At 72.9% G+C, this 361-nt stretch carries 1 pseudogene; it reads right to left on the bottom strand.

From position 1 onward, the window contains the following. Positions 1 to 224, bottom strand: a pseudogene (locus tag J1C73_RS04500) (S8 family serine peptidase); the annotation flags it as partial. Between the last annotated feature and the right edge of the window lie 137 nt (positions 225 to 361).

The following is a 361-nucleotide window of genomic DNA, read 5'->3' as shown; positions in this document are numbered from 1 at the left end:
GACAGGGTCCACACCTGGTCGAGGCCGAGCGCCCGGCGCGTCCAGGGGGCGTCGGAGGTGGCCCGGCCCTTGAAGGCCGTACACGCCTGCTGTGCGGACAGCCGTTCGGGGACCCCGGGCAGCACCACCTGTCCGCTGCCGCCGCCGTCGTCCGCGAGGGCGAGCGGGCAAGGCAGGGCAGTGAGAGCGGTGCTGAGCAGCAGAACGGTCGTACGGCGGTGCATGCGGGGCGTTCCTCTGTTCGGTGAGGTCCGGAGGGTCCGGGGAGGAGTGCGCGGCGGGACAGCACTCAGGAAGGCTGACGCAGGCCTGTCAGGTCCTCCGGCAGCAGGAGCTGCAGATCGTCCAGGCTCGGCGCCGC

The sequence above is a fragment of the Streptomyces laculatispora genome (assembly GCF_017353455.1).
GTDB classification, from domain to species: domain Bacteria; phylum Actinomycetota; class Actinomycetes; order Streptomycetales; family Streptomycetaceae; genus Streptomyces; species Streptomyces laculatispora.
This window is presented reverse-complemented; position numbering and strand designations above follow the sequence as displayed.